General features: G+C 71.0%; 9 protein-coding genes. 6 read left to right on the top strand and 3 right to left on the bottom strand.

Translation table 11 applies throughout. The annotated features are described in order from the left end of the window. The coding region (locus C1J00_RS36560) for a universal stress protein (RefSeq protein WP_180989828.1) at nucleotides 1-344 on the bottom strand (344 nt) is incomplete at its 3' end. Between the two features lie 449 nt (nucleotides 345-793). On the opposite strand from C1J00_RS36560, the gene C1J00_RS36555 reads away from it, so the two are divergent. The 4 genes from C1J00_RS36555 to C1J00_RS36540 all read left to right on the top strand — a co-directional run bounded on the left by C1J00_RS36555 (nucleotide 794) and on the right by C1J00_RS36540 (nucleotide 2,986). Then, nucleotides 794-1,012 (top strand): hypothetical protein, encoded by a 219-nt coding sequence (locus tag C1J00_RS36555; RefSeq protein ID WP_102913233.1) that lies wholly within the window; start codon nucleotides 794-796, stop codon nucleotides 1,010-1,012. Between the two features lie 97 nt (nucleotides 1,013-1,109). Next, nucleotides 1,110-2,096, top strand: a complete 987-nt coding sequence (locus C1J00_RS36550; RefSeq protein ID WP_180989827.1) for a sporulation protein — start codon at nucleotides 1,110-1,112, stop codon at nucleotides 2,094-2,096. Nucleotides 2,097-2,246: 150 nt separating this feature from the next. Further along, entirely contained in the window at nucleotides 2,247-2,702 is a 456-nt protein-coding gene (locus tag C1J00_RS36545; RefSeq protein ID WP_102913231.1) for a tellurite resistance TerB family protein, read from the top strand. A 77-nt stretch (nucleotides 2,703-2,779) separates the two neighbouring features. After that, on the top strand, nucleotides 2,780-2,986 hold the full coding sequence (locus C1J00_RS36540) for a hypothetical protein (protein WP_102913230.1): 207 nt from the start codon (nucleotides 2,780-2,782) through the stop codon (nucleotides 2,984-2,986). 178 nt (nucleotides 2,987-3,164) lie between these two features. Here the strand turns inward: C1J00_RS36540 and C1J00_RS36535 are convergent, their stop codons facing one another. Both C1J00_RS36535 and C1J00_RS36530 read right to left on the bottom strand, forming a co-directional pair. Continuing rightward, entirely contained in the window at nucleotides 3,165-4,100 is a 936-nt protein-coding gene (locus tag C1J00_RS36535; RefSeq protein ID WP_102913229.1) for a M56 family metallopeptidase, read from the bottom strand. Between the two features lie 6 nt (nucleotides 4,101-4,106). Continuing rightward, nucleotides 4,107-4,496 (bottom strand): BlaI/MecI/CopY family transcriptional regulator, encoded by a 390-nt coding sequence (locus tag C1J00_RS36530; protein WP_102913228.1) that lies wholly within the window; start codon nucleotides 4,494-4,496, stop codon nucleotides 4,107-4,109. Between the two features lie 306 nt (nucleotides 4,497-4,802). Between C1J00_RS36530 and C1J00_RS36525 the strand changes: the two genes are divergently transcribed. Together C1J00_RS36525 and C1J00_RS36520 are read left to right on the top strand one after the other, a co-directional pair. Beyond that, nucleotides 4,803-5,378, top strand: a complete 576-nt coding sequence (locus C1J00_RS36525) for a TerD family protein (RefSeq protein ID WP_102913227.1) — start codon at nucleotides 4,803-4,805, stop codon at nucleotides 5,376-5,378. Nucleotides 5,379-5,490: 112 nt separating this feature from the next. Further along, nucleotides 5,491-6,082: hypothetical protein (locus tag C1J00_RS36520; protein WP_102913226.1), on the top strand; the 592-nt coding region annotated here is incomplete at its 3' end.

Genomic DNA, 6,082 nt, shown 5'->3' with positions numbered 1-6,082 from the left:
CCCCTCCCCCGGGAGCCGACCACCACCAGCTCGGCAGCACGGGACTGTGCCTCCAACACCGCCAGCGGCTCACCCGTCACCACGGCATGTGAGACCGGCACCTCCGGCTCCGCGGTCTTGGCGCGCGCCACCGCCTCGGCCACCAGATGCTCGACCATGTTCCGGACCCCGCTCGCCGGCGGGCCCAGCGGCAACGGCCCCGGCGGTGGATGCATCGCGGGCCACAGGAAGGCATGCACCACCCGTAGTTCCGCGCCTCGCAGCCGCGCCTCGCGCGCCGCCACCTCCACCGCCGCCAGACCCGAGGCCGACCCATCCACACCCACCACCACCCGACCGGCCACGATGCCTCCCAGATCCGCAGGCCAGACCCTGCGTCTTCAGCTTCACGCCGACCGCGCCGCACCGCCAGGGAACCCGGTGCCCCCTGGTGGGGACCATCCGGCACCTCCCCTCGTGCCCCGATCGCCGATCACTGCGGCGTCCCCACAGGCGTCCCGTGCCGCCCCAGCGGCCTGCACCCACCGGGCAGAACCGTCGGTGCTTGAGCGGCACGGGCCGCCAACGGCAGTACTGGCGTAAGGAGCCGCTGGCCGGACGCATCGGACACGACCCCCCGGAGCGGCAACGCGTCGCCGCGCTCGGCCTCAGCCTCGCAAGAGCCCGTTTTCGGCCTTTCCCGGCGAGCCCGTGCCGACCGTGCCCCTCCCGGCCTGCGGCAGCCCTATGCTTCTACTCGTTTGTAGAAGGCCCGCGACAGGGCCGGGCCTCACGCGCCCGGAAGAGGACACGTATGGCTTCGATCGACCTGGACAAGGTGCTCGACAAGGCATGGGCGGACAAGAGTCCGCCAGAGATCCTGGCCGCCCCGGTGGGAGCGCTCAAGGGCGTCTCCGACCGTGACGGCGAGCTGCTCCAGGAGGCGTTCGGGGTCAAGGCCGTAGCCGGCCTGGCCGAGTTGAAGTACGTCCGCCGGGCGCAGGCCCTCGCCGCGCTTGGCGCGGCCAAGTAGCCCCTCCCGGCGCACAACCGTGGTGTCATGCGTCTGCCCGGGCGCGCGGCACCGCACCTGAACGAGACACACGCACGTAAAAGGAGTGGACGCCACCATGGTGTTCAAACGACTGCTCGGATCACTCGGGGTGGGCGGGCCCACCGTCGACACGGTCATCGACCCCGGAGCCGCCCGCCCCGGCGGCGCGTTGACCGGCCAGGTCCATCTCAAGGGTGGAGACGCCGACTTCGACATCGAGCACATCACCCTGGAGCTGGTGGCCCGGGTCGAGGCCGAGCACGGCGAGGGTGAGAGCGAGGGTGTCGTCGCCTTCGAGCGGTTCACCGTCGGAGGCGGTTTCCGGCTGGGCGCGGATCAGCAGCACAGCATCCCGTTCACGGTGACGCTGCCGTGGGAGACGCCGATCACCGAGCTGTACGGGCAGGGCCTGGGCATCGTCCTCGGCGTGCGCACCGAGCTGGCGGTGGCCGGCGCGAAGGACAAGGGCGACCTGGACCAGCTGAACATCGCCCCGCTGCCCGCACAGGAGGCGATCCTGGAAGCCCTCGGCCAGCTCGGCTTCGGCTTCAAGTCCGCCGACCTGGAGTACGGGCGCATCGGCGGCACCGGCCAGCAGCTGCCCTTCTACCAGGAGATCGAGCTGACCCCGGCGCCGCAGTACGCGCACCAGGTCAACGAGATCGAGGTGACCTTCCTGGCCAACCCGGGCGGAATCGAGGTCGTCCTGGAGGCCGACAAGCGCGGCGGCTTCTTCTCCGGCGGCCACGACACGCTGACCCGCTTCACCGTCGGCCACCACGACTCCCGCGACTGGAACACGGAAGTCGACGGCTGGATCCGGCAGTTGGTCGAGCGCCGGGTGTCGCACGGCGCCTACGGCCACGGTGACCCGTACGCCGGGCACGGGCACGGCGACCACCACCACCACGACGACCACCGCCGTTCCGGCCCTGGCATGGGCACCGCCGTCGCCGCGGGCGCCGCCGGGCTCGCGGTGGGCGTCGTCGGCGGCATGGTCGCAGCCGAAGTGGTCGACGAGGTCGGGGACTTCTTCGAAGGTGACGAGGAGGACGAGGGCTGAGAGCAGGCCCCGGCAGACGGTAGAGGATGCACCAGCCGGGGGCGGGTGGACGCACGTCTCCGCCCCCGGCTGATAACTTCTACTAGGTTGTAGAAGAAGCGCTGTCCGGAGCACCCCGTCCGGGCATCCCCCGACGCGTATGGAGTCCTCATGGCCCTGTGGGACCGCCTCAAGGAGTCCGCATCGACGATGCAGACCCAACTCATGGCGAAGAAGAACGACCTCAAGAGTGGTGCCTTCCGTGACGCCAGCATGGCGATGTGCGCCCTCGTCGCCGCCGCCGACGGCACCGTCGACCCGTCCGAGCGGCAGCGGGTGGCCCAACTCATCGCCACCAACGAGGTGTTGCAGAACTTCGACGCCGACGACCTGCGCCGCCGCTTCGAGGAGAACCTCAACAAGCTCACCACCGACTTCGCCTTCGGCAAGGTGAGCGTCATGCAGGAGATCGCCAAGGCCAAGAAGAAGCCCGCCGAAGCACGGGCCGTCATTCAGATCGGCATCGTCATCGGCGGCGCCGACGGCGACTTCGACAAGGACGAGCAGGCCGTGGTCCGCGAGGCGTGCTACACCCTCGAGCTGCCGCCCCACGAGTTCGACCTCTGACCGACCCCGACCGTGTGGCGGGCCGCGCGCCCTTTCGGTACCGGCCCGCCACACCAACGGTGAGAGCTGGAGTAGTGATGCCGGACATCGGCCGACCCGAGAGGCGGAGCTCACTGCGGCATCTTCGCACGGCCGCGGTCCTGGCCAGCGCCGGAATGCTGGTCAGCATCGTGCTCTCGGCCCTGCCCCAGGAATCCATCCCGCTGCCGTTCAGCGCCGGACACCACCAGGACCGGCAACCGGGCACCGCGACCGTCACCGACGAGGCCGAAACCGGGCCGTAACTCCTCCTGCCTCGCACGCATTGGACACGAAAGCCTCGAGGGGCTGGGCGTGAGCGGCACCGACGACGCGCGGACGGCGGCCGGAGAGTCGGCGCGTACGTTCGGGGGACGGAATCGGGCGGCGAAGGTCAGTGCGTTCCTCGCGCTCGGCGGAGTCGCGTTCCTCGCCCCGCCAGGGTCAAAGGGGCGTGGCCGCGTGCAGGATGAGGACCATCGTCACGGCGGAGTTCGCCGACGACATCGCCGACACGGCAGCCCCCACCGCCGCGCCCCACGTCGCCACTCCCACCGATGTGAACAGCGACGGCCAGCTGCGCACCGCCGGAGCGGGTCCGAGCAGGGCTGCCACCCGACGCGGCACCGGTCCCGCCGCGGCCAAGCCGGCCAGGGTCGCCACCGGGGTGCCCCGGGACACCAGGGCCGCCTTGCCGATCGCGCACGCCACTGCCCGGCGGCTGCCGACCGCCCGGGCCGCATCCTCGTCCGCCCACCGTTCCGCCGTGTACGCCACCGCCGTCCGTAGCGGCCGCAGGAAGGGATTGGCCCGCGCGGCCAGTTGGACCGCGAGGAGGAAGCGGTGGTGGCGGGCGGCCAGATGGGCCCGCTCGTGGGCGAACAGTGCGCGGCGCTCGGCCGGTTCGAGACAGTCCAGCATGGCCGTGGTCACCACCACGCGATGCCGCCGACCGCCTCCCGGCAACGCGTAGGCGTAGGGGACGTCGTCCGGGAGTACGGCCACCTCCGTCTCCCGCATTCCGGCCAGCGCCCGGTGGGCGCGACGGCGCACCCGCCCGTGCCGCCAGAGCGCCCGGCCGCACGCCACCAGCACCACGACGAGCGCGGGGATCGCCGCCTTGCCGACGACCTCGTCGTACGGGACCGCCGCGCGCACCTCGGGGTCCGACCAGCCGTCGGGCAGCGGGTTTCCGGGAAGCTGGGCGGTGCCGACCACCATCACCAGGCCGAGGCACAGCGTGCTGCAAGCCGCCATCACCGCGGCCACCCCGGTCAGCAGCCGGGTCGCGGTCCGTGGATGCAGATGCTGCTCGGCCAGGCGCGCGATCGGCCACGCCGTCAAGGGCAGCACCAGCGGCAGAAAGACGAACACCCCCATGAGGCTTCAGTCTTCCCCTTCGTTCCTCGACTGACCCAGCAGCTCACGCAACAGCCGCTCGTCGTCCGCGCCGAGGCCGGTGACGAAGCTGGCCAGCACCGCCTCGCGGTCGCCCTCGGAGTCCAGCACCTTGCGCATCTTGTGGGCGGCCAGGCCGGCCTGATCCGACGCGGGCGTCCAGGCGAAGGACCGGCCCGCGCGCTCCCGCGTGACCGCTCCCTTGGCCAACAGCCGGGTCAGGATGGTGATGACGGTCGTATAGGCGAGGTCACCGCCCAGGCGCTCCTGCACCCAGCCGGCCGTCGCCGGTCCGTCCGCCTCCCGCAGCGCCGACAGGACCAACGCCTCCAGCTCACCCTGCCCCCGCCGCCGGGGACGCTGCCGCTGCTCAGTCACGCCCTGTCTCCCTTCCGCCGCCGTCCGTTTCCCAAGCGGACATCGTATAGACGCCCCCAGGACCATCACGCCGCCCGACAAGCCTCGAAGATTCGCCGCCACATCCTCTACAAAATTGTAGAAGCTACGCTGCCCCGCGGCATGCCCTCACACGAGAAGGACCGGGAAAGGAGCGGGACATCGCACGACCGCACCGGCCCCAAGGCACGGTCGCGTCACCCTGCCACGTTCTCTACAGTGATGTAGATTCTTGAGCCTGGGTCCGTGCCGCGGGCCTCGACCGCACCTGCCGAGAAGGAGTACGCAGTGGGAGTTTCCCTGTCCAAGGGCGGCAACGTCTCGCTCAGCAAAGAGGCACCGGGCCTGACCGCCGTCCTGGTCGGTCTGGGCTGGGACGTCCGCACGACCACCGGCACCGACTACGACCTCGACGCCTCAGCCCTGCTCCTCGACACGTCCGGCAAGGTTCCGTCGGATCAGCACTTCGTCTTCTACAACAACCTCAAGAGCCCCGACGGCTCGGTGGAGCACACCGGCGACAATCTCACCGGTGAAGGCGAGGGTGACGACGAGGTCGTCAAGGTGAACCTCGCGGGCGTGCCCGCCGAGGTCGACAGGATCGTGTTCCCGGTGTCCATCCACGACGCCGAGAACCGCGGCCAGAGCTTCGGCCAGGTCCGCAACGCCTTCATCCGCATCGTCAACCAGGCCGGCGGCGCCGAGATCGCCCGCTACGACCTGTCCGAGGACGCCTCCACCGAGACCGCGATGGTCTTCGGCGAGCTGTACCGCAACGGCGCCGAGTGGAAGTTCCGTGCCGTCGGGCAGGGCTACGCCTCGGGCCTGGCCGGGATCGCCGCCGACTTCGGCGTGGGCGTCTGAGATCCCGTGGAGGCGGCGCCCGACCGACTCTCTCCCCCCCGGGGCAGGTCCGGCGCCGCCTCCGCACCGCTCCAAGAGCGACACCGAAGCCTTCCACCCGTCAGGAGACCATGTGGCCGACCTACTGCGCCTTCGCCAGGAGGACAGGCCGGACTTCGCAGCGGTACTGCACCTGGCACTCACCACCACGGACATCCATGCGGCCCTGAACCCCGATCCCACCGGCCAGGCCACGACGCGCCTGCGCCTGCGCGCACTCGGGGACGCCGACGAGATAGCCGCCACGGCACGCGCGGAATACTGCACGTACCTCGCCTTGCGTGCGTCGGCACAGCCCGACCAGCAGCCGCACCCCGCCGCCGGCCGCCTGCTGCCGACCCTGGCGGTACTCACCCCGCTCATCGCCGCCGCATCTGCCGCGGTCCTGCTCGTCCTCGGCTACCTGCTCCAACTGACCGGCACGGAAGACACGCTCCCCGGCTCACTGGTCACCGCCGGATGGGTCCTGACGCTGATCGCGGGCTGCAGTGCCTGCCTCGCCTTCGCCGCGATGCTGAGAACGGCGATACACGGCGGCGACGGAACCGAACACGAGGCAGGCGTGCAGCAGGCACGGCAGAACTGGCAGCGGGCCCTGCTGGACCGGGGCATGCTGCCCCACCTGCGGCGGTGCCTCCGCGAGGATCCGTCCCTCCGCCCCACCC

Origin of the sequence: Streptomyces cahuitamycinicus (assembly GCF_002891435.1) — a bacterium.
GTDB classification, from domain to species: domain Bacteria; phylum Actinomycetota; class Actinomycetes; order Streptomycetales; family Streptomycetaceae; genus Streptomyces; species Streptomyces cahuitamycinicus.
Note: the sequence above shows the minus strand (reverse complement) of the source record. Positions and strands in the feature narration are given on the sequence as shown.

What these genes read in the sequence shown, in the direction of transcription:
- C1J00_RS36555 (WP_102913233.1), top strand. Translation starts at nt 794, where the DNA reads ATGGCTTCGATCGACCTGGACAAGGTGCTCGACAAGGCATGGGCGGAC.
- C1J00_RS36550 (WP_180989827.1), top strand. Translation starts at nt 1,110, where the DNA reads ATGGTGTTCAAACGACTGCTCGGATCACTCGGGGTGGGCGGGCCCACC.
- C1J00_RS36545 (WP_102913231.1), top strand. Translation starts at nt 2,247, where the DNA reads ATGGCCCTGTGGGACCGCCTCAAGGAGTCCGCATCGACGATGCAGACC.
- C1J00_RS36540 (WP_102913230.1), top strand. Translation starts at nt 2,780, where the DNA reads ATGCCGGACATCGGCCGACCCGAGAGGCGGAGCTCACTGCGGCATCTT.
- C1J00_RS36535 (WP_102913229.1), bottom strand. Translation starts at nt 4,100, where the DNA reads ATGGGGGTGTTCGTCTTTCTGCCGCTGGTGCTGCCCTTGACGGCGTGG.